The organism is uncultured Paraglaciecola sp. (assembly GCF_943787955.1).
Lineage (GTDB): Bacteria > Pseudomonadota > Gammaproteobacteria > Enterobacterales > Alteromonadaceae > Paraglaciecola.
Genome location: NZ_CALSOK010000005.1, coordinates 1 through 22,597, shown reverse-complemented (window position 1 = coordinate 22,597; position 22,597 = coordinate 1). Strand labels below are relative to the sequence as shown.

General features: G+C 41.2%; 16 protein-coding genes and 2 pseudogenes. 10 read left to right on the top strand and 8 right to left on the bottom strand.

Annotation, left to right across the window (positions count from 1 at the left end):
* The first annotated feature begins 99 nt into the window (after positions 1-99).
* The 10 genes and pseudogenes from Q0Y52_RS04635 (at position 100) to Q0Y52_RS04590 (ending at position 12,369) form a co-directional block, all read left to right on the top strand.
* Positions 100-1,227 (top strand): M14-type cytosolic carboxypeptidase, encoded by a 1,128-nt coding sequence (locus Q0Y52_RS04635; protein ID WP_297818633.1) that lies wholly within the window; start codon positions 100-102, stop codon positions 1,225-1,227.
* A 68-nt stretch (positions 1,228-1,295) separates the two neighbouring features.
* The gene (locus Q0Y52_RS04630) at positions 1,296-2,966 is read left to right on the top strand and encodes a sodium:alanine symporter family protein (RefSeq protein ID WP_297818631.1); all 1,671 of its coding nucleotides are present in this window, start codon (positions 1,296-1,298) and stop codon (positions 2,964-2,966) included.
* 84 nt (positions 2,967-3,050) lie between these two features.
* Entirely contained in the window at positions 3,051-3,377 is a 327-nt protein-coding gene (locus Q0Y52_RS04625; protein WP_297818629.1) for a hypothetical protein, read from the top strand.
* A 3-nt stretch (positions 3,378-3,380) separates the two neighbouring features.
* Complete coding sequence (locus Q0Y52_RS04620) at positions 3,381-3,674, top strand: DUF1315 family protein (RefSeq protein ID WP_297818627.1); 294 nt, start codon at positions 3,381-3,383, stop codon at positions 3,672-3,674.
* The gene (locus Q0Y52_RS04615; protein WP_297818625.1) at positions 3,664-6,474 is read left to right on the top strand and encodes a DUF349 domain-containing protein; all 2,811 of its coding nucleotides are present in this window, start codon (positions 3,664-3,666) and stop codon (positions 6,472-6,474) included. The genes Q0Y52_RS04620 and Q0Y52_RS04615 overlap by 11 nt, the downstream gene beginning before the upstream one ends.
* Positions 6,464-7,204, top strand: a pseudogene (gene rluF, locus Q0Y52_RS04610) (23S rRNA pseudouridine(2604) synthase RluF); the annotation flags it as partial. The gene Q0Y52_RS04615 and the pseudogene rluF, both read left to right, overlap by 11 nt.
* A gap of 411 nt (positions 7,205-7,615) precedes the next feature.
* Positions 7,616-8,944: an ATP-grasp domain-containing protein gene (locus Q0Y52_RS04605; protein WP_297818675.1), complete on the top strand. Its 1,329-nt coding sequence runs from the start codon at positions 7,616-7,618 to the stop codon at positions 8,942-8,944.
* 31 nt (positions 8,945-8,975) lie between these two features.
* Positions 8,976-10,988: a CocE/NonD family hydrolase gene (locus Q0Y52_RS04600; protein ID WP_297818623.1), complete on the top strand. Its 2,013-nt coding sequence runs from the start codon at positions 8,976-8,978 to the stop codon at positions 10,986-10,988.
* A 471-nt stretch (positions 10,989-11,459) separates the two neighbouring features.
* A complete protein-coding gene (locus Q0Y52_RS04595; protein WP_297818620.1) occupies positions 11,460-11,738 on the top strand; it encodes a peptidylprolyl isomerase in 279 nt (92 codons plus the stop codon).
* 127 nt (positions 11,739-11,865) lie between these two features.
* Complete coding sequence (locus Q0Y52_RS04590) at positions 11,866-12,369, top strand: GNAT family N-acetyltransferase (protein WP_297818617.1); 504 nt, start codon at positions 11,866-11,868, stop codon at positions 12,367-12,369.
* Between the two features lie 285 nt (positions 12,370-12,654).
* Here Q0Y52_RS04590 and Q0Y52_RS04585 read toward each other — a convergent pair whose 3' ends face one another.
* The 8 genes and pseudogenes from Q0Y52_RS04585 to putP form a co-directional block, all read right to left on the bottom strand.
* On the bottom strand, positions 12,655-13,365 hold the full coding sequence (locus tag Q0Y52_RS04585) for a 2OG-Fe(II) oxygenase (RefSeq protein ID WP_297818614.1): 711 nt from the start codon (positions 13,363-13,365) through the stop codon (positions 12,655-12,657).
* An 831-nt stretch (positions 13,366-14,196) separates the two neighbouring features.
* Positions 14,197-14,938 (bottom strand): annotated as a pseudogene (locus tag Q0Y52_RS04580) (methyltransferase domain-containing protein).
* Positions 14,939-15,524: 586 nt separating this feature from the next.
* On the bottom strand, positions 15,525-17,252 hold the full coding sequence (locus Q0Y52_RS04575) for an SLC13 family permease (RefSeq protein ID WP_297818611.1): 1,728 nt from the start codon (positions 17,250-17,252) through the stop codon (positions 15,525-15,527).
* A gap of 32 nt (positions 17,253-17,284) precedes the next feature.
* A complete protein-coding gene (cysN, locus tag Q0Y52_RS04570) occupies positions 17,285-18,691 on the bottom strand; it encodes a sulfate adenylyltransferase subunit CysN (RefSeq protein ID WP_297818609.1) in 1,407 nt (468 codons plus the stop codon).
* Positions 18,692-18,693: 2 nt separating this feature from the next.
* Positions 18,694-19,482, bottom strand: coding sequence for a 3'(2'),5'-bisphosphate nucleotidase CysQ (cysQ, locus tag Q0Y52_RS04565; protein WP_297818605.1), 789 nt, complete (start codon positions 19,480-19,482; stop codon positions 18,694-18,696).
* Entirely contained in the window at positions 19,482-20,078 is a 597-nt protein-coding gene (gene cysC / locus Q0Y52_RS04560; protein ID WP_297818602.1) for an adenylyl-sulfate kinase, read from the bottom strand. The genes cysQ and cysC overlap by 1 nt, the downstream gene beginning before the upstream one ends.
* Positions 20,078-20,992 (bottom strand): sulfate adenylyltransferase subunit CysD, encoded by a 915-nt coding sequence (cysD, locus tag Q0Y52_RS04555; protein ID WP_297818599.1) that lies wholly within the window; start codon positions 20,990-20,992, stop codon positions 20,078-20,080. The genes cysC and cysD overlap by 1 nt, the downstream gene beginning before the upstream one ends.
* Before the next feature lie 157 nt (positions 20,993-21,149).
* The coding region (putP, locus tag Q0Y52_RS04550) for a sodium/proline symporter PutP (protein ID WP_297818597.1) at positions 21,150-22,597 on the bottom strand (1,448 nt) is incomplete at its 5' end.

Here is a 22,597-nt window from a genome sequence, read left to right as displayed (position 1 = left end):
GTATATGGCTGGTTTTTTCGGAATAAACATCTTTACTTGGTCCTTTTTTCATAATGACTGTGATAAATTACTGTTGTTATCTTTTAATAGGACCAAAAAGTGAGAATCAGCAGCAATTTTGATAGTGGTAATATCCACGTTATCCGCGCAGAAGATCCATTCAATATTCAACTCAGTATTCGTAAGGATAACCAATCTGATTTTTATCAGTGGTTTCACTTTAAGCTTGAAACACAAAGCTTTATAACTCACCAGATTGCTATTACTGATCTGGAAAAGTCGGCATATCCTGGCGGATGGCAAAACTACCAAGCTGTGGCCTCTTATGACAGACAAGAATGGTTTCGGGTAGATTGCGAATTTGATGGTGACACCTTCACCATTAACCATACGCCAGAATTTGAACATACCTATTACGCCTATTTTGCCCCTTATAGCTACGAGCGACATTTGGACTTGCTCAGTTGGGCACAAAATTCCTCAGATTGTCGCCAAGAGTGTTTAGGTGAAACCCTAGATGGTCGCGATATGTCTTTACTCGTGGTGGGGCAACCAGAAGAAGGCAAAAAAGTCATTTGGGTAACGGCCCGTCAACATCCCGGCGAAACCATGGCCGAGTGGCTGATTGAAGGGTTTTTAGAGCGTTTATTAGATGAAGACGATGGATTAGCCAGACAATTACTGGATAAAGTGGTTTTTTACGTTGTCCCTAATATGAATCCTGATGGTGCAGTGCGTGGTCATTTACGTACCAATGCCAAAGGTATGAATTTAAATCGTGAATGGCAAACGCCAAGTATGGAAAACAGCCCTGAAGTATTTTTGGTTAAACAAAAAATGCTGGAAACCGGTGTCGACATGTTTTTGGATGTACACGGAGATGAGGCTTTGCCTTATAACTTTGTGGCTGGTTGTGAAGGTAATCCTAATTACAATCAGCGATTAAAGGGACTTGAAGAGGGTTTCAAAACGGCTTTAAAAACTGCAACACCCGAATTTCAAGATGAATTTGGTTATGATAAAGATGAACCGGGTACCGCTAATTTAACAGTTGCTACCAATGCCATAGGTCATGAATTTGATTGTTTGGCTTACACCTTAGAAATGCCATTTAAAGACAATATTGATTTGCCAGATTCCGTGTATGGATGGTCACCGGCCCGCTGTAAACAATTGGGTGAAGATGTATTGATTGCCATGCGTGCAGTAGTTGATATCCTTCGTTAGAACAATTGGTATAAAAATAATAATTAAAATAACTAAAATAAAACGACAAAAAATTAAGGGGAAAACCGTTGGAAGCTTTTCATAATTTACTGAAATCGATGGATGGCATGCTGGGGGGCGCTTGGTGGTTCCCTTATGTGTTACTAGGTACAGGTTTATTTTTTACTATTTACTTAAAATTTCCACAGGTGCGCTACTTTAAGCACGCATGGAAGGTGGTCACAGGCAAATATGATAAAGCCGACGCACCTGGTGATACTACACATTTTAGAGCCTTAACCACTGCACTTTCAGGTACGGTTGGCACAGGTAATATTGGTGGCGTGGCATTTGCGTTATTTTTAGGTGGACCCGCTGCTTTGTTTTGGATGTGGGCTACTGCGTTTTTTGGTATGACGACTAAGTTTGTCGAAGTCACCTTGTCGCATAAATATCGCGATAAAACGCCTGATGGCACTATGGCGGGTGGCCCCATGTATTACATGGACAAACGTCTAAACATGAAGTGGTTAGCCGTTGCCTTTGCTATTGCTACAGTCATTAGTTCTTTTGGTACCGGTAACCTGCCGCAAAGTAATAGTATTGCAACCAGTATTGAAGCCACTTTCGGCTTTGATCCTTTGATTGTAGGTAGTGTGCTGGGCGTACTCTTGGCTTTAGTTATTTTAGGTGGTATCACCCGTATTGCTGCGGTTACTTCAAAAATAGTGCCTATTATGGCATTGATTTATGTGGTGGGTGCTTTTACCGTTATTTTTGCCAATATAGAAAACGTTGGACCGGCCTTTGTCTCAGTGTTTTCAGATGTGTTTACAGGCTCAGCGGCTACGGGTGGATTTTTAGGGGCCACAATCGCTTATGCCTTTAACCGAGGTGTTAACCGTGGCTTGTTCTCGAACGAAGCAGGGCAGGGTTCTGCACCTATCGCTCACGCTGCTGCAAAAACTGATGAGCCTGTAGCTGAGGGTATGGTGTCTATTCTTGAGCCGTTTATCGATACTATCCTTATTTGTACGATAACTGGTTTAGTTATCCTTTCTTCTGGGGTGTGGAAAGACAAACATGTTAATACCTTCGATCGTACCGATATGTATATTTTAGCTGGCGATTATGTTGAAACTAACGCTGCGGATAAACAAACGCTTTATGCTTATATCAATGATATTGAAGGCCATGGTGTCAGCGAATTTAATGGTGAGATACAAGTGGTTAATGGTAAGGCTGTGAGTCAAGGTTTTACGATTTTTAATGCCCGCTCATTTGCCGATAATGTGGTTTTCTCGTTAGGTGATGCAGATGACAATTACACAGGCACATTAAAAGTAGTCGATGGTAATTTACTTAAAGACAATATAATCGTAAGAGGTGAGTCGCTAATTCATTCTGCGAGTCTTACTGCCTTGGCTTTCACTAAGGGTTTCTTTGGTGAGTCGGGTAAATATATTGTCTCGGTTGGATTATTATTGTTTGCTTTTTCTACTGCTATTGCATGGTCGTATTATGGTGATAGAGCCATGACCTATTTATTTGGTCCGCGTTCAGTGATGCCTTACCGTGTGGTGTATGTGGCTGGGTTTGTCTGGGCTGCAGTGTCTGATACTACCCTAGTGTGGACTTTGTCTGCTGTAGCGATAGTGGTGATGACCTTGCCTAACTTATTTGGTATTTTCTTATTGCGTAAAGAAATGAAAGACTCGGTCGCCGAGTATTGGGTCAAGTTTAATAAAGAACAGAAGTAGTTTTTTAAAGTTTAAAGCGCGGCAAATAGCCGCGCTTTTCTGTTTTAACTCGGATCCTGATTATCTATGTTTGGAGTAAAAGGTATGGCATTAATAGATTGCCCTTCTTGCAGTAAAAAAATATCGGATAAAGCACAAATTTGTCAGCATTGTGATTTTACACTCGGTACAGTTAACGCTGATGACATAGCTCGTAAGCGAAACTTAAAGAAGTATCTGAAAAATCAGAATATCCAAATGCAATCGATGATAGCGATGCTGTTATTTGTATCGGGTTTTGGTTTTATGTATTGGGGTGGTGCTTCCCCCGAGGGGTTGCAATATAATTTTGCTATCGGCCTGTCGGTGTTAGGCTTTGTTTGGTACATAGCTAATCGTGTGCGTTTGATAATATTAAAGAGGTCTGATTAAAAAATGGATAACACTGCGTTATTAACGTCGATGACTGAGCCTGTTTACATGAAATTGCTGCAAGCAGTAGAAACAGGCAAATGGTTAGATGGTTCGCCGCTAACAGAACAGCAACGAGATACTTCTATGCAAGCTGTGATGTATTATCAGGCAAAAGTCCTTAAGTCCGATCAACATATGACTATTGGTCCTGACGGTGAAATTGTTCATCGAAGTCGTGAATCTCTGCAACAAGAACTCAAACAAAATTCTAATAACATTCAAACAATAGCGCGGTTTAAACAGGATGATCTTTAAGCACCTTTTTCGTTCCAAACATCAAAATCCTGATCCTCAGGTACGCCTTCAAGCAATAGAAAGTCTGAATAAGCAACATCCACAACATAAAACAATTTTGCACGAATTGGCTTTTAACGATTCCGATGGGAGCGTTAGTCTGGCTGCCTTACATAAGCTCGATAGTTTTGTGCTGTGGTACAAAATGTCAGAAATTGCCAAAAACGATAGAGTCCAGAAAAAAGCACAACGGGTTGTTGAAAACATTCTGTTAGATCAGCAAAACAAAGTGTTAACTGAACAAGTAAAACGTCAGTTTATGCTTGAAATGCGTGACATAGGTTTAATCGAAAAGTTACTTGGGCAACCGTGGGTTCAACAAGACACCAAACTTGCGATGTTGTTACTTCAAAAACTAGATAAACCACAATTCCAAGAAAAAATATTGTTTGATACTCAAAATGAGAGTTTACAAACTACTATTTTAAAAACATTTGTCGATAACGTACAGACTCGTAAGTTACTCAATAAAATAAAGAAAAAAAAATCTTCAAATGTATTAATAGATTTGGCGAATGAAATACTTGAAGGCTGGATTAGGGCAGAACAAGCGCCTATTGAAGTGGAGCAACAAGTGAAAATGGTGTTGTCTCGTTTGTTGGCTCTAAAAGACCAGAGCGATTTATTACACATCCAACAACAACAAACAGCGCTAACCCATGAGTACTCAAAAATAGCTGAACGTTTTGATTGTTTGTCAGAGCTTAAACGTGCTGAATTTGAACAAAAATATGCAGACATCAGCACCCGTGTTGCACGGACTGTAGAATTGTTAAAACCCCAGTGGCAATTACAGCAAGATGCGTTGGCATTAAGCCAAAGAATGCATACATTCTTTCTTGAAACTGAGCAAAGCTTAGCAGAGCTGTCTATACAACTGACAACACGGATCAGTGAAGTTAGTCAATCAGAAGTGGAAAATGTGCTACAAAAACTTAATGTACACATTGAGCAGTTACAACAACTCACTCGTCAATTACCCGCCACTAATCAAGTTGCCCACAGACGTTTAGAACAATTAAACAATCAATTACTGTCTAGCTTCAATATCTTTACGGATCTTCCGCTGTTGCAACAAGCTATTAAGTCAGGAATGGACTTGTTAGAGAAGTTTGCAGGTTTGGCATTACCCAATGATGTTAGCCAAATTGAAGCTGCAGAAGAATATCTTAAAGAACAAAGACAAGCATGGCGTCAAACAATTTCTAGCTATCAGGCATATATACCAGTTAGCTTGTCACAGCAGTGGAATGAACGTTTTAAACTTTGGCAACAAGCAATAAGAGCTTTAAATACCCAATTGAATGGCGAAGTTTCTCGTTGTAGAAATAAATTAAGAGCCGTTGAAAGCCTCATTAACCAAGGAAAGTTCAAAGTGGCCATGGTGTTGTATCAAAAAGTACAAAACTGGTTCAATGTTTTACCGGAGAAACAACAAGGACAACTTGAGCGAACCTTTAGTTCGGTTAAAGAGCAGATTGAAAACTTAAAAGACTGGCAAGATTATATTGCCGCTCCTCGCAAGCCAGCGATGCTTAATGAAGTGCAGGCTTTAATAACACATCCTTTAGATATTGATGCTCAGTCTTCAGCTATTAAGTCTTTTCGTTATCAATGGAATAGCCTTGGTAAAACAGATACCGAGTCTGACCAAGCTTTAAACGAAGCCTTTGAAAGCGCAATTGAACAAGCCTTTGCACCATGCCGTGAGTTTTATGATCAACAGCAACAGCAACGCGAGCAAAATATGCTGGCTAAACAACAAGTTTTGGCTGAGATTAAGAACCTATATGACAACGATTGCGGTATTGCCCAACTGACTAAAAGCTTAAGAAGTGTTCAGCAAAAATGGAAAAACATTGGCGAGGTGGACTTTAAGCATCGCAACACCCTGTTCGATAATTATCAGCAGTTACTTAACCCTCTCAGGGATAAAGTGTCGGCTTTCTATCAAAACAACGCGGAGCAAAAGCAGGCATTGTTAATAAAAGCTGAGAAGCTGTTAGAGCTTGACTCAGTGAATGAAGCCATAGAGCAAGCGAAGAAACTGCAACAGACTTGGAAGACCATCGATCATGCAGGCAAAAAGGCCGAATCTGAATTATGGGCTGCTTTTAGAAAGGTGAATGACAGCATATTCGCCAAAAAATATGAGGTTGATCAACAAGAAAAGTCACAACTGAAAGAACAAGTGGCGTTAGTCAAAGACCACGTTGCCCAGCTTGAATTATTGCTCGGTAGTGCAGCTGATAAAGCCAGCGTGAAAAGTGCTTTGCAGAACAAACAAATGGTCATTGATATGATAGCTCTTTTGCCTGTGACTGAGCGTCGGGTATTGGAACAGCGTGTTCAAAGCCTTGATGAGCAGCAACAGGTAGTATTAACTGCGTTGCTTAAATCTGCTAAAGGCCAAGCATATCAAGATTTGTTCAGTGTATTAAAACTGTGGCAAGGGGATAGCGAAATACCGGATGGGGTGGCAATGTTAAGCAAGCAGTGGCAGCAATGTTTTCGTGAGCTGAGTGAAAATGTCGAACGACATGATTTGACCATAAAAATGGAAATAGTCGCACAACAGGATTCCCCCCCAAAAGACGCTACAAAGCGTCAATCTATTCAAATGCAATTGATGGCTCACAAGTTACAAACTGGAGATAGTTTAGACATGTTGTCATTGCTCAAAGATTGGATTAGGGCAGGCTCCTTAAGTAAAAGTGACATCACTTTACTTAAGCGAGTTGAACCTTTGTATGCAAGATAAACTTACATTAATTCGGCTGAATAAATTTATCAGCGATTCAGGTTTTAGCTCTCGCCGTGAAGCAGATAAATTAATTGAACAACAAAGAGTCAGAATAAACAACAGTATTCCTGAGTTAGGCACTAAGGTGACGCCCGGAGATGTGGTCACCGTTGATGGCCAGCTTATTCAAGCCAGTGCCATCGATAAAGCTGACCGGGTATATATTGCTTATCACAAGCCCGAGGGTATTACTTGCACGACTGAACTGCATATCAAAGGTAATATTGTTGATGCCATAGGCCATAAGCACAGAATTTTCCCTATAGGCCGACTAGATAAACCCTCCGAAGGGTTAATTTTTTTGACCAGTGACGGCGATATCGTCAATAAAATTTTGCGGGCTGAAAATGCACATGACAAAGAATACGTGGTGACGGTTAATCGGCCTTTGACTGAACATTTTATTCAAAAGATGGCCAACGGTATACCTATTTTAGATACGGTCACTAAAACCTGCCAGGTGACCATGCAGAGTAAAATGGTGTTTCGCATTGTTTTGACTCAAGGATTAAATCGGCAAATTCGCCGCATGTGTGAATATTTAGGGTATGAGGTGGTGAAGCTTAAGCGCACGCGAATTATGTCGGTTCGGTTGGCTGGGTTGAAAGCTGGACAATGGCGAGATTTGACTGCTGATGAGATGGCTGAGATTAATGGGGCTGTTGAGGGGTCGAGTAAAACGGCGGTTTAAGCGCTTTTTTATCATTCGCTAGCACTTACTGCCATCCTCACGTTTTTTGTTGGCCTTTCGCGCTATCATCCGTGAAGGTTCTGTCTCAGCCAATTACTCTTTTTATAAAGCCCGTCCTGCAAGCTCGGCTCCCGACTTTACCTAAAGGCCCGCTGAAACTTGAAAGGCGCAAAGCAGTAGCGGAGCCACCAAAAAAGTCAATTAACAAAATAATTAACGCATGACAATTGATTAACTTTTAATGGGTTATATCAGGCCGCTTATCATAGCTGTCCAATTCATTTTTCTGGTGTTCAAGTTATTTTTCTCTTTACCCAATTCCAAATAAGGGCAATTGGTAATTTCATCTGTGATAGACAAACAATCAACATCAACTATTCTCATATATATTATTAAGAGCTGCTATTGATGGTGATGAAAGGATCAATAACAAAAATAGAGGAATATACCGTGAACAATATTTTTGTTTTTGGTGCAGATGAATTCAATCTTTCCCTGATGCGTTCGCTTGAGTCTGCCCGGGAGTATTGTTTTCATGAGCTTTATCAATACTGTGAGGTAAAAACAGGGAAGGAAATCCCGGTCAAAACCTTATATGAAGGTGCTGTCGCGCAACTCAAAAATTATCCCAGCTCCGTAGATGCCATTGTCGGCTATTGGGACTTTCCGGTTAGCACCATGCTTCCTCTATTGTGCCAATCCTTCGGCCTGCCTTCTCCAAGCTTTGAAGCGGTGCTTAAATGCGAACATAAATATTGGAGTAGGCTGGAGCAACGCAGGGTAATACCCGAATATATCCCCGATTTTTGCGCAGTTGACCCTTTTAAAGATGATTATCAGCTGCACATCACCCTCGATTACCCCTTTTGGCTTAAGCCTGTGAAAGCCGCTTTATCACAGCTCGGATTTATGGTGCGTAATGATAGTGAACTGGAAATGGCGATTTCACAGATTAGAGAAAAAATATACTGCTTTGCCGAGCCCTTTAACTACTTAATGCAATTTGCTGAACTGCCAGATGATATTGTTGCTATTGATGGCAATCACTGCATCGCCGAAGAGATCATCTCTCATGGCCAGCAATGCACCCTTGAAGGCTATGTTTTTAATGGAACGTTCTGTGTCTATGGTGCCGTTGACTCGATCCGCGAAGGCGAGCATGGTTCCAGTTTCTCTCGCTATCAATATCCATCATCAATTCCGCAGCCTGTTCAAGATAAAATGGTCGCCGTTACCGAACGCTTTCTTAACTATATCGACTTTGATAACGGCCCGTTCAATATTGAGTATTACTGGGACAAGAAGAGTGGCCATATCTGGTTACTGGAAATTAACCCCCGTATTTCCAAGTCCCATTCTCCATTATTTCGCAACGTCGATGGTATGTCACATCATCAGGTAATGCTGGCGTTGGCTTTGGGGGAACAGCCAATATTTCCCCATCGTCAAGGCCTATACCGATATGCAGCCAAATTTATGTGGCGGACACATACAGATGCTCTGGTTAACAGGGTGCCCACAGAGCAAGAGATGCAGGCCGTTATGCAGCGTATCACTGGTACTGAGGTTCAGCTGAATGTCTGTGAAGGGATGCGTCTGTCTGATCTTAATTATCAGGACAGTTACAGCTACGAGATTGCGTCAGTGTTCGTAGGTGGTGACAGCGAGCAGGAGTTGTTGCAGAAATATTGTGATGTGCAACAGGCGTTACCGCTGACACTTGTAGCGTTGTCCTAAATGATATGCGCAATAATGATGAGGGGAAAATATGATGGTTGCCGAACACTTCGCAAACAAAATCCGACATATCGAACATTGCTGGATCCCGATGACCGACGGCATTCGCCTTTCAGCTCGTATCTGGATGCCAAAAGGGGCTGAATCTCAGCCTGTACCGGCAATTTTTGAATACATTCCTTACCGTAAGCGCGATGGAGTAAGATTGCGAGACGAAACCATGCATCCGTATTTTGCTGGGCACGGCTACGCCTGTATCCGTGTTGATATCCGAGGCAGCGGTGATTCGGAAGGTGTGCTGACAGACGAATACCTGCAGCAGGAACTTGACGATGGTGTCACTGTTATTGAGTGGCTGGAAAAACAGCCATGGTGCGACGGAAGTATCGGCATGTATGGTATTTCATGGGGGGGATTCAATGGCCTGCAGATTGCGGCGATGCAACCGCCACAGCTTAAGGCTATCATCAGCGTTTGCTCTACTGATGACCGCTATGCCGATGATGTGCACTATATGGGAGGCTGTCTGCTAGGTGATAATCTTTCTTGGGCCTCGACAATGTTTGCCTACAACTCTCTGCCACCGGATCCGCAAATTGTCGGTGATAAGTGGCGCGATATGTGGTTTGAACGCCTTAAAGGCAGTGGTTTGTGGTTGGATACTTGGCTTAATCATCAGCACCGTGATGAGTACTGGCAGCATGGCTCTATCTGCGAAGATTTTTCTAAGGTGCAGATCCCGGTCATGGCGGTTAGCGGCTGGGCTGATGGCTACAGCAACGCGGTTTTTCGCCTGCTCACCAATTTGACTGGGCCAAGACAGGGACTGATTGGCCCCTGGAGTCATAAGTATCCACACATTGGCGTACCCGGCCCGGCGATCGGTTTTTTGCAGGAATGTCTGCGCTGGTGGGATAAATGGCTGAAGGGAATTGAGACTGGCATTATGGACGAACCCATGCTGCGGGCATGGATGCTGGACAGTATGCCTCCGTCTACTTTTTATCATCAGCGCTATGGTCACTGGGTCAGTGAGCCATCCTGGCCGTCTCCGAATATAGGGACGATTGCCTTCAAACTCGATAAATATCGTCTGGTGGACGAGTTCGCAGAGGTTGATGAGGAGGAGCTGTGTTTACAGTCACCATTGAGTAATGGTCTATTTGCTGGCAAGTGGTGTTCATATAGCACGACACCAGATCTTCCCCATGATCAGCGTGAAGAAGAAGGCGGTGCGTTAGTCTTCACAAGTGAGCCTCTGGGCACCGCACTTGAGATCATGGGTGCAGTCGTAATTGAGTTGGAATTATCGGCCAGCCAGCCGGTGGCGATGGTTGCTGTGCGGCTATCGGATGTGCATCCCGACAACAAGAGTTCACGGGTGACGTACGGCCTGTTGAACCTGACCCATAGAGACAGCCATGCCAAGCCCACACCGCTGCAACCGGACAAGCGCTATCGTGTAAAAGTGCAGCTTAACGGTGTAGCCCAGATATTCCCCAAGGGCCACCGTATTTGCATTGCTATTTCTTCATCTTATTTTCCGCTGGCCTGGCCTCCAGGAGAGTCGACGCAGCTCAAGATTTACACTGGTTGCAGCCGCTTGATATTGCCTAGCCGAACGCCACGTAAAGAGACGATTGCTTTTCCTGAACCAGAGGCTTCGCCCTGTGGTGTTAAGCAGCAATTACATGAGGGGCATCATAACTGGCGAGTGATACGCGAGCTGGATAAGGATTTGGCTACTTTGGAGGTCATTAATGACAGTGGTACTTACCGACTTGAGGATATCGACCTTATTGTTAAGCGCAAGACGAAAGAGTGGTACTCCTATCAAAGCGACGACTTCCAGTCTGTGAAGGGCAAGACTCTCTGGCGGTGGGGATTTAGGCGAGGAGACTGGGCCGTAGAGACCATCACCCGTACATACCTGCACTGTGATAAGTTATATTTTTATCTGGATGCAGAGCTTGATGCCTATGAAGGGGACAAGCGAGTTTATTCACACAATTGGAACCTTCGCATTAAGCGTAACTTGGTTTGATGCTGGGGCCAGTATTGTCAACTTATCGATTTTGAATGTTAAAAGCTAACATTCAACTACAACATAAATCATAAATTAAGACATAAATAAGACATCCACATTTAAAAAGTAGCCAAACAGTCTTTATATTCTAAACTTTAGGGTCCTCAAATAACCGCTGTAGGCTGTTATGTCTAAGCCACGTAAAAGCCTAATTAACAGCTAGTGGGCAGTATGCTTTGATCTATCTACACTTACCTTAAGACTAGATTATGCCCTCTTTGGCCCACAGATTTTCTTCGCAGTGAATTAACAAAAGTGCCCTGTTCACCAAAGTGCTCTATAAGCTTAAACCTGTAAGACTCACCTTGAAACTAGCGGTATTCAGGGCCCTGTCATCCTATTGAGAATATTACTCAATTCACGTAAAATCCATTCACTTTGCTTATATCCTACCTATTCTTATATCTTTATTAACAGGAAAAACACCCTATGCCTAGAGCGAGTGCACGTCATATTTTGGTTGATACTGAAGAGAAATGTTCAGAGTTGAAACAAGAAATCATAAATGGTGCAAGTTTCGCGGATGTTGCCAAGCATTCTACCTGTCCTTCTGGCTCTCAAGGCGGAGATTTAGGCAATTTTGGTCAAGGACAGATGGTGCCTGAGTTTGATCAAGTTGTTTTTAACGAAGCTTTAAATGTCGTTCATGGCCCGATAAAAACGCAATTTGGTTATCACTTATTAGAAATTACCGAACGCTCCGAGTAATCTTACAGTCTAAATACTTAAAGATCAGAGTTAAAATTAACTCTGATTTTGTCTATCTTTTATCAGTCACATTTTATCACTCCCATTTCTTTTACAATAACCCCCGCAATCTTTAACAAGGACATTAATGCAACGCTTTGAATATTGTAATGCTAATACCTGTGCTGAAGAGTTGCTTGCATTAGGGCAAGTTAATATGAAAATGTGGTACCTATTTAAGTGGTTATCAGAGCACGACCAACTGCGGCATGGTACACAGGCTGAAATGATAAAGCTTTATGTTAATGAAGAGTTAGTGGCTTATAGTTTGTTGGAAAATTATGAAGCTCGTACAGATAAAACGACTTTGCATGAAGGAGAGTTATATCAAGACTTAGGTGTAGTGCACTTTGTGACTATGCCTGAGTATCGCAACAAAGGCTATGCGAGCTTAGTGGCTGATGTAATGTATAAAGATGTTATTCAACCTTTATTCGCGCGTTACAGTAATACTCATGTTTATGTCACAGCGACTGAAAAAGCGGTGCCGTTAATGCAACGCACCGGGATCGATAATTCAAAATTGGTAACCCAGTTCTATTCAGATCTAAGCTTTAAAGTGAAAGTAGCTGAAATTATAAATCATAGCTAGTCTCGCATGCTGTTATTTAAAATATCTAGAAGGACACGCATAAAATATGATTATATTTAAACCTCTAGGGCCAAGGCAATGAAATCCTAAAAATTCCTAAATCTTTATTAGAACCTAGAGTGACTTTCATAAAAATACACTATTTAACCTGAACTCGAAGTAAGACGTGACGCAATCCTGAAAGCAATTGCAATAAAAATAATAAGTTAGATTGTGCCAATTGGTTTGCAAAGACATTAAACGCATCCAGTGCTTCTGGACGCTATGGCTTATCCCAAGCTCAGGTTATTTAGACCAATACCAACTCGTCACGTTATAACGAAACGTATCTGCATATTCAGAGTTCAATGCATTCACCCAGTGTTCAGAGCCTTCTGAGGAGGGATCAAATAGTACACAGCGGTTGTGTAACGGCGCGATATTAATAGGCTCATCATTGATACCTATAAAAACCAGTTCTCCACCAGCGTTTATGTGCCAGTCTTTGTTTAAATACAACAGCATACAGACTTCTCTTCCAGGGGAGTCATCAGCATGTTCGGCAACGAAGTCGTTAGGACCTAAGCGAAAATAGTTAGTATTTATTTCAGGCTCAGCCACATTCATATCGGTAAGTGACACTTTAAAAATGCGTGATAACACAGACATAAACTCGTCCCCACGCAAATAGGATAAAAATTCCTGGATTATGTTTGAATGGGACGAATTGGTTGTGGTGGTATTAATGTTTATGGCACCACGCTGCCAAACATCTCGCTGTACAAAGCGTTGTTCGTTGTTGGTTTTTTGCCACTGGGTGTTATCGACATATAAGGCAGAATAAGTATGTTTTTGACTTTGCCAAGCACCGGTTTGCCGTAAAAGCTTTATTACTTCATCGAGTTTGGCTTGGTTGAATAAGCCGTCAATCACAACATGTTTGGGGTAAGTGCGCTTTAATGACTTTCGATATGCGCATATCGCAGATCCTATTACATGTTCATCATTCAACCACATTATTCACACTACTCGTTGCGACTTTTAGATTATGACTGGAAAACTGGATAATACAGACTTACGCAATAATTCCTATCTTTTGCTGGTTAAAAGCATCGCCTAGTTAGTGGTTAACGAGTTGAAACACTTAACAACTACCCAATTGAATTTAAATGGGGCAGTAAAGTGAACCAAACAGCCACGTTAATTACTTATACAAATTAAATTTGATTACAACTAGGCATATCAAAATTGACATTCCGAGAATTAAGTAAAGAAGAGACTTATTGTCACATGACACTCAATATTTGATTATGTATAAACAGGTGTTCAAACAGGTGTTCAAACAGGTGTTCAAACAGGTGTTCAAACAGGTGTTCAAACAGGTGTTCAAACAGGTGTTTACGCAGTCCTATGGATTAGTGAAAACTGAGATTATTTGGCGAAAAAACCTAACGTCAAATAACGCTGTAAATTCTATCTTATTGAAAAAATTGAACTTTAATTATGGAACAGCTTCTGCTAAATACAGTTATTCCAACTAGATAAAACGACGTTAGTATAAATGGAGTATTAAAAATGTTGAGTTTTTTTTGTAGTTTAGTTATTTTTTTATTATGGATCATTCCTGTTATCGCAATCAGTATTTCTGACCGCACTAACGGTGGTGAAAAGTTTTCATGGATCCTAGCCGTAATCTTTGTATCTTGGTTCGCTTGGGTTTTCTACTTGTTATTAGCGCCTTTAAAGTCGAGCCGTTACAGCTGATAGTGACTTGGACTTGGATTTGGATTGGTATTTATTAAATAAATTAACCGACGATTAGATTGAGCGAGTATGTAGGTGGCTACTTCAAATTTTCACACAAGTAAAAATAGTATTTTCAGAGCACTTGTCATAGGGAGTAGCTTTTCATAGTTATGTTCAAAAACATGTACTTCAAAGAAAGGTTTCAATATGTATATCAACTTATCAAAACTAAAAGCAACTATTTCACGTTCGTCATTCTATAGCTGGATTTCTGTAGTGCTGTTTTTTCAATACTGTGTCTAAGGGACTATTTATCAACACTTCCAGAGTAATGCCAGCCAGAGCTAAAAGTGAACAGATCGTCTGCTTGTATAGCTTTATGTTTTACAAATAATGTGTTGTTTATTTTTGTTTTGTCGACCACGTTAAAGCAGAAAACCCCATCCGTTTTTAAAGCTCGACGTACACTTGCGATGCAGGTTTTTAACTTTTCAATACCATCGTTGTAATGTATCGAATACAAGAAAAAGGGATTAAATCTAATGGTTCATCAACACAGAATTCACTCACCTTTTGTGTAAAAAATAACGCTTCAGGGCAACGTACTCTGGCCATGTCTGACATAGGTTGACTAATATCAATACCACTGCTGTGATAGCCAAAACCAATTTAATGGCGGACATATGGACCGGTTCAACAGGCTAAGTCAAGATGTGTATTGCCGTCGTTACCGAACAGTTGGTGTAGTATGCGAATGCATTTGCTTTGAGTGTTGTAGTAGATATCGTCACACATTAAATCGTAATAGCCTGAAAGGCACTGTACACAATGCGTTGGTGGTCATATTTGCCTGAAGTGTTAGCTGAAATTACTTAGGTGCGCATGGTAAATTAAGTCGTAAACCTTGCGAAGTGCTAATAAAAATTTAGATATACCGTCGCTATTATCATTTACGTTAGGAAACCTTAGCTTGGCCTAAGCATCATATTTGACGAATGCTGCTGGTGGTTCCAATATCGCCTTCATTCGAGTGTTTGCGTTACATCATTAAAAAGGTGTGAAAATTGAAAATATTATTAACATTAACTTTAACATCCTAAAAGGGCAGGAGCTACAAACTGGTTTTGGTAAGAATACCTTTGGGAGTAGGTTTTATATTCGTAAATTGTGTAATCATTATACAAGGGATCAAACTCACTCAAGCATATTCGCCTGTAGGTATGGATACACATCACAAAGGCTTTGTTATTTCAGACTCATTGCCCGCAGCATGTCCTGATAAATAAAAAATATTTTTGTTGTAGCTAATACTTGTAATGTTTAAAAAGTGATCCAAGCTATGCCAGAGTCTAATGTACAAATTACCGAATAAACCAATATATATTTTGCATGAGTGACGTTTTTAATTACCGCTCCTTGGGAACAATTATTCAAAGACCATATGTATAACTGAGTAGAGTTAACACTATGCTCGAATAACAAATGGATATGGGTAATCCAAACTTTATAAAGTGTTTGAATTTATAATTACTGGCGCTAAATACCAATAGATTCGTTTGGTAACCATAGGGTGACATAAAGCTGGCGCTGGCGGCAAAAGCAACGGCCAGTGCAAAAGGCATAATCGGTACGCCTAGGGTTTGAACAAGTCCATAGGCTAAGGGAAACATTAGCGCGGCAGCGGCATTGTTGGTAACCAGTTCAGTGAGTATCAAGGTTAAGACATACACCATCACCAGCGCCCATATAGGGCTGACGCTGCTGGCCCATGGGCCAATCAATTGCATAATCTGTTGTATGACACCTGAATTTTCAAGGGCGGTAGCAAGACTCAGAGCGCCAACAATGACGACTATTAAATTAAGCGGAATATTGCGCTTGATTTCGTTATTGGTTGTTACGCCAGCGATGACCAGCATGGCGATAAAAAACAGTAAACCTGTCGCCAAGTTCAATACTGACGTCGCTGCTAAGGCTACGGTAAATAAAAAGCCACCTAAGGTAATCCAATCCTGAGTGCGACTTAACTTGGTATCCATTTTTTTTTCAGACAGAATAAAAAAGTTTTTAGTGAGGTTATGCTTCTGCATAAAATCTGGGCCGGTAGCAAGTAGTAAAAAATCACCAGACTGAAGCTTTATTTCGCCCAGTTTGCCAGATAAGGACTCACCGTCTCGTCTTATTGCAACCACTGCCGCATCAAATAGTGCTCTAAACCCTAGTGCTTTTAAGGTTTGTCCGATAATTTGTGCCCGATTAGAAATGATCACTTCTGTGAGGTTTTCACGCTCTAGACCGTTTGTCTCTGCAAAGAGTTTTAAGCCTTTTATGTGGTCTAAGTTGCCTACATGTTGAATATTGCCAGAAAATATTAATTTGTCACCAGACTGAATAACCACATCAGGCGTAACTGGAGTGATAAGTTTCCCGTCTCTTGATATTTCAATTAAAAACAATTCAGGCAAATTTCGAAGATGATTTTCCTCAACACTTTTGCCAATTAACTCACAGTCGTCTTCTACGTCTGCATCGATAAAATAACTATTATATTGCGTTTTTTTATTGGCGATCTCTGGCAGCAATGGGGTCATCAAAAACATCAATAAACCGCAACTCAAGCCTGCTACTAAACCATAGAGTGTGAAATCCCAAAAATTGAAACCTGGGTGACCGTGTTCGATTAAAAAGCTATCCACAATTAAGTTGGTTGATGTGCCAATTAGGGTCACAGTCCCGCCGAGAATAGCGGAGTACGACAATGGGATAAGTAGTCGAGAGGCATGGTGATACTGGTTTTGTTTCACCGGACCAATCAAACTTGCCACTATGGCAGTATTATTTAAAAGTGCAGAAGAGAAAAAGGTCAAACCAAATAGCCGCCAATAACTGGCGTTAAAACTTGCTGTTACTAATGTTCGGCCTAAACGTTTGATTAAGGACGTCTTATCTACCGCTGAACTGACCAACAGCAGGAGAACTAAGGTGATTAAACCTTGATTGGTGAAGTTATTAATCACGTCACCAATCACCAGCTGTTGGCTAGCAATCAAAGCTAAAAGTGAAGCTGCAAAGATTAAGGATGGGCGCTGGTTAGTGCTCACTAGCGCCAATATAGTTCCGGCAAAAATAGCCAATACCAGATACTGATCTATATCCATTTCATCTTATTCTTATTAAGGTTGGCTAAGGATTACAGTTTACTGATATCGGTCGCATTCCAATGCGGAAAATGCTTCCTGACCAAGTCATTAAATTCTAATTCAAATTCAGAAAATTGTCCTGCATTCGTATCTTCTGCTACGTCGATGATCATACCCGCACCCACTGTTCCATTGGTGACTCTATCAATAATGATAAACGCACCTGTAGAGCGGTTTTTGGTGTAGGGATCACAAGCAACAGGCTGAGTCAGTTTGATTTTACCTACGGCAATTTCATTTAACGCCAGACGAACTGTATTTTTGTGTTCCATCGAGTTTACATCAATTTGATATTCGACTTCGGTGACACTACCGGGTACAAATTTTGTCGCAAACTTAAAACCATATTGCTTGTTTGGCATCATAGGCTCTTCATCCATCCACACCAAATTTGTTCTGTAGGCATGGCTATGCAGAGGCAAGTTATCGCTTTTAACTATCATGTCACCACGAGAAATATCAATTTCATCTTCTAGTGTGATAGTGGTGGTAAGAGGTGCATAGACTCTATCTTGTTCACCTTCAAAATTAACCAGCGCTTTAACTTTAGATTGCTTACCTGAGGGCAGAGCAGTAATGCTATCGCCGGGTTTAATCTGACCAGACACGACTGTGCCTGCAAAACCACGGAAGTTTAGATTAGGTCTGTTGACATATTGAACAGGAAAACGGAAATCATCGGCGTTAATATCGTCATTAATTTCGACTTTCTCTAACATGGTCATCAAGGTCTCACCCTTGTACCATGATGTGTTTTCGCTAGCATTAACTACATTGTCACCATCTAAAGCCGACAAGGGAATAAACTGAATATCCGGTATATCTAACTGTTTAGAAAACGCTAGATAGTCTGCTTTGATTTCTTCATACACTATTTCGCTGTAGTCTTTCAAGTCCATCTTGTTAACGGCCACGATAACGTGTTTAATGCCTAATAAAGAAACCAAGAAGGAATGACGTCGTGTTTGAGTTTTCACCCCTGCACGAGCATCGATCAGTATAATCGCCACGTCACAATTAGATGCACCTGTGACCATGTTGCGGGTATACTGCTCATGGCCTGGGGTATCTGCAATGATAAATTTACGTTTGTCGGTAGAGTAATAGCGGTAGGCCACATCAATGGTTATGCCTTGCTCTCGTTCTGACTGTAAGCCATCAACTAATAAGGCTAAATCTACTTTGTCACCGGTCGTACCCACTTTCTTACTGTCTTTAGTAATAGCAGCAAGTTGATCTTCAAAAATCATTTTGGAGTCGTGTAACAAACGGCCTATTAAGGTACTTTTACCATCATCCACACTGCCGCAAGTTAAAAAACGCAGCATGTCTTTCTTTTCATGTTGATCTAGATAGCCCAATATATCGGACTGTAATAATGTATTTTCGCTATTCATAATTAGCAACTCACTAAGAAATAAGGGTTTAAAACGGGATCTTTCTGATTGTATCTAAGCGGTGCAGCATCTGCTTTTAGGGCATCGGTTGCATCTTCAATTATGGTCACCTTACCGCCAGCGGCTTCGACAACAGCTTGCGCTGCTGCGGTATCCCACTCACACGTTGGGCCCAAGCGTGGATACAGATGCGCAACTCCTTCAGCGACTAAACATAATTTGAGAGAACTGCCCATGGCAATCAACTCCGTCTCACCTTCTAAAGAATCAAGCAATGTTTGGATTTCTGGGCTTTGATGTGAACGGCTACCGACTATTTTCCAGGTTTCGCCTTTGGTCCAAGCTTTTGGTGTGATATCTGCTTTTACACCTGCGGTGATTTTATAAGCTCCTCGGCCTAACACCCCGACATAGGTGTGTTCCAAAACTGGGGCATATACCACACCAAATACTGGTACACCGTCTTTAATTAGTGCGATATTCACTGTGAATTCACCATTTTTCTTAATGAATTCTTTGGTACCATCAAGTGGGTCAACTAGCCAATAGGTATCCCAACTGTTGCGTTCTTGCCATGAAATATTTGCAGATTCTTCCGACAGAATAGGAAGATTTGATACTTTACCTAATCCTTCAACAATGCAGTTGTGTGCGGCTAAGTCAGCTTCAGTTAATGGGCTTTCATCTGACTTTTCATAGATAGCAAAATCTTGCTGATATATGTCCATGATCTTGTCACCTGCTAGGTGACTGATATCAATAATATTTTGTATCAGTTGTTGGTTTAACATTAAGCGACCATTCCTTTTTGTTTGAGTAAATCAAAAAGTTGTTCGGCAGATTGTTCAGCCGTTTGTCCAGAAAATGCTAGGGTTATTTCTGGGTTTTCTGGTGCTTCGTAGGGGGAATCAATACCAGTAAAGTCTTTAATGTCACCCTGTCTGGCTTTTTGATACAAGCCTTTAGGATCACGTTTTTCACATTCTTCTATAGGTGTATCAACAAATATTTCAATAAATTCGCCATCGGCTAATAAATGCCGACAAAAATCTCTTTCTGTTTTAAAAGGCGATATAAAGGCTGTCAGTACTATGATACCTGCATCCACAAAAAGCTTAGATACCTCACCAATACGCCTAATATTTTCTACTCTGTCTTTATCGCTGAAGGTCAAATCACCACACAAACCATGTCGCACGTTATCACCATCTAGCAAATAGGTATGTTTACCATGTTCAGCCAATTTTTTTTCTAACAAATTAGCGATCGTTGATTTACCTGAGCCACTCAACCCCGTAAGCCATAAGACGCAAGCTTTCTGTTTTTTTGCTTGTGATCTTCGAGCCTTATCAACATCATGCTGATGCCACACTATGTTAGTCGCCATTAGAAGTATCCTTCCATTTTTTTCTTCTCCATTGAGCCTGAAGAATCATGGTCAATCACACGTCCTTGGCGCTCAGATGTTTTGGTCAGCAACATTTCTTGAATGACTTCCGGTAAGGTCGCCGCTGTTGATTCGACTGCACCTGTTAATGGATAACATCCTAAGGTTCTAAAACGCACTGAGCGCATTTCAGGGGTTTCACCTTCTTCCATTGGCATCCGGTCATCGTCGACCATAAAGAACACTCCGTCGCGTTTAACTACTGGACGCGGTTTTGCCAAATATAAGGAAGGAATTTCGATATTTTCCATGTAAATATATTGCCAGATATCTAGCTCAGTCCAGTTTGACATCGGAAATACACGAATGCTTTCGCCTTTGTTAATTTGTGCGTTATAAACGTTCCATAATTCTGGGCGTTGGTTTTTAGGATCCCACCTGTGATTTTCGTCGCGGAAAGAATACACACGCTCTTTGGCCCGAGATTTTTCTTCGTCACGTCTGGCGCCACCAAATGCCGCATCAAACTTATAATGATCCAATGCTTGCTTTAAGCCTTGGGTTTTCATTATATCGGTATGCTTAGAGCTACCATGGCTGAATGGACCGACATTCATTTTCACACCTTCTGGGTTAATATGCACCAGCAGGTTGAGCTCATGCTTTTTGGCTACTTCGTCACGAAATGCAATCATTTCGTGAAATTTCCACGTGGTGTCTACATGGAGCAAGGGAAAAGGAATTTTACCTGGGGCAAAGGCTTTTCGTGCGAGATGTAATAACACTGAAGAATCTTTACCAACAGAATACAGCATCACTGGATTGTCGAACTCAGCCGCCACTTCCCGGAAAATATGAATACTTTCCGCTTCAAGTTGTTTTAAATGGGTCACAGTAGGGATTGAATTTGACATAGTTTCCTTACGCAGGTTAGTTGTTTATATTAAAAGGGTCTATGCTTAGAACTATATCAAATTTATATTTGTATTTGTATTTATATTTATGTTTTACTATCACAGCACTATTTAAATTGGTTTGATCCAATCACTAGTGGCTGTGATAGCTCAAGGTTTAATCTAGTTTCTTGAGTGTGTGCTGTACTTTTTCAAAAATATTCGATACGAGTTGATCATCTTGTTTACCTAATAAGCTAAAAGTGACAATGGTCAGACTGCATACAATAAATCCAGGCACTATTTCATACAGCCAATTACTTAAGGCTTGTCCATTGATCGTTAACGGAGCATAAATCCAGATTAAAACAGTAATCGCACCAGACAACATGCCCAATATAGCGGATAAGCGCGTCATTTTTTTCCAAAACAGACTGATTAATACAACGGGGCCAAAAGCAGCTCCGAAGCCAGCCCACGCATTACTGACTAGGTTTAATATACTGCTGTCTCGGTCATAAGCTAGGTAGATGGAAACTAAGGCAACGAGTGCTACAGATATTCTACCTGCAGTAATTAACTCTTTTTGGCTCGCGTTTTTGCGAAAGAATGCTTGATAAAAATCACCAGTCAACGAGCTTGAGGTGACCAATAATTGTGAAGAAATAGTACTCATTATTGCAGCCAGAATCGCTCCTAATAAAAAGCCGCTTATTAATGGATGAAACAGTATTTGTGATAGGTAAATGAATATAGTTTCTGGATCTTGTAATGCACCTTGGGTTTTGGTGACATAGGCAAGACCCAGTATACCTGTTGCCAGTGAACCAATAATAGATACCACCATCCAACTAATACCTATTTTCCGTGCAGTTTTGATGTCTGTTACAGAGCGAATTGCCATAAAGCGCACAATAATATGTGGCTGACCAAAATAGCCCAATCCCCAAGACAATAACGATATTATGCCTATCACCGACATTGCCTGCCCGGTGGAGGCGTCTATAAACAGATTCAAAAAATCAGCATCATATGTCGCTAGATGTGAGGCAGCACCACTGAACCCTCCCAGATCAAAAAGCACTACCACTGGCACTAATACCAAGGACACAAACATAATACAACCTTGCACAAAGTCGGTCATACTCACTGCCATAAATCCGCCGAGTAAGGTATAAGCAACGACAACACCGGCAGTCACATACAAGCCCATTTCATAACTTAAACCAAATGAAGACTCAAATAACTTGCCTCCGGCCACAACGCCAGATGAGGTATATAAGGTGAAAAAGATGACAATGACGACAGAAGAAATAAGCCTTAAGCTATGGCTAGAGTCATTAAAGCGGTTTGCAAAATAATCAGGAATAGTGAGTGCGTTTTTTGCCAGCTCGGTATAAACCCTGAGCCTTGGTGCAACCCACAAATAATTAAGATAAGCACCAATGACAAGACCTACAGCAATCCACGCACTGGAGATACCAGACACATACATAGCGCCAGGTAAGCCCATTAACATCCAGCCACTCATATCTGATGCGCCTGCCGATAACGCAGTAACTTTAGGACTTAGACTTCGACCACCCAACATATAACCTTCAACGTCAGTACTCGATTGTTTGAATG

Excerpts from the sequence above, each read along its gene's own strand:
- Q0Y52_RS04625 (WP_297818629.1), top strand. The coding sequence starts at position 3,051 with ATGGCATTAATAGATTGCCCTTCTTGCAGTAAAAAAATATCGGATAAA.
- cysC (WP_297818602.1), bottom strand. The coding sequence starts at position 20,078 with ATGGCGACTAACATAGTGTGGCATCAGCATGATGTTGATAAGGCTCGA.
- Q0Y52_RS04595 (WP_297818620.1), top strand. The coding sequence starts at position 11,460 with ATGCCTAGAGCGAGTGCACGTCATATTTTGGTTGATACTGAAGAGAAA.
- Q0Y52_RS04620 (WP_297818627.1), top strand. The coding sequence starts at position 3,381 with ATGGATAACACTGCGTTATTAACGTCGATGACTGAGCCTGTTTACATG.
- cysN (WP_297818609.1), bottom strand. The coding sequence starts at position 18,691 with ATGAATAGCGAAAATACATTATTACAGTCCGATATATTGGGCTATCTA.
- Q0Y52_RS04600 (WP_297818623.1), top strand. The coding sequence starts at position 8,976 with ATGATGGTTGCCGAACACTTCGCAAACAAAATCCGACATATCGAACAT.
- Q0Y52_RS04575 (WP_297818611.1), bottom strand. The coding sequence starts at position 17,252 with ATGGATATAGATCAGTATCTGGTATTGGCTATTTTTGCCGGAACTATA.
- cysD (WP_297818599.1), bottom strand. The coding sequence starts at position 20,992 with ATGTCAAATTCAATCCCTACTGTGACCCATTTAAAACAACTTGAAGCG.
- Q0Y52_RS04615 (WP_297818625.1), top strand. The coding sequence starts at position 3,664 with ATGATCTTTAAGCACCTTTTTCGTTCCAAACATCAAAATCCTGATCCT.
- Q0Y52_RS04585 (WP_297818614.1), bottom strand. The coding sequence starts at position 13,365 with ATGTGGTTGAATGATGAACATGTAATAGGATCTGCGATATGCGCATAT.
- cysQ (WP_297818605.1), bottom strand. The coding sequence starts at position 19,482 with ATGTTAAACCAACAACTGATACAAAATATTATTGATATCAGTCACCTA.
- Q0Y52_RS04590 (WP_297818617.1), top strand. The coding sequence starts at position 11,866 with ATGCAACGCTTTGAATATTGTAATGCTAATACCTGTGCTGAAGAGTTG.
- Q0Y52_RS04605 (WP_297818675.1), top strand. The coding sequence starts at position 7,616 with ATGGTGATGAAAGGATCAATAACAAAAATAGAGGAATATACCGTGAAC.